This window comes from Paragemmobacter ruber, from assembly GCF_009908315.1.
Classification (GTDB): domain Bacteria; phylum Pseudomonadota; class Alphaproteobacteria; order Rhodobacterales; family Rhodobacteraceae; genus Paragemmobacter; species Paragemmobacter ruber.
On record NZ_JAAATW010000023.1, the window covers coordinates 1 to 253 of the forward strand.

Below are 253 nucleotides of genomic sequence, written 5' to 3' on the forward strand. Positions count from 1 at the left end.
ACCCGCCTCATGCTCCTGCAAGATGCCAATGATCTGCTCTTCCGTCAGTCGTGCCTTCTTCATCGTCCGTCCTCTCCATGGGCCGGACTCTAATCGCAGATGGAGGAAAAATCCCGTGGCAGGTCACCTGGGTGATCGTGCGGGCGGCTTTGTATCCGCAGGGCGTATCGGTCCAGCGATGGCGGTCCATGAGGATCCCGAACCGCTCGACCTGGCTGACGGTCCGGAGGAACGATGCCATGAAGCAGATCTG

1 protein-coding gene is annotated in these 253 nt (G+C 60.1%); it reads right to left on the reverse strand.

The window, feature by feature from the left end:
* Positions 1 to 7: 7 nt before the first annotated feature.
* Positions 8 to 253 (reverse strand): hypothetical protein (locus GU920_RS19665; RefSeq protein WP_235933424.1); only part of this gene is annotated, 246 nt, incomplete at its 5' end.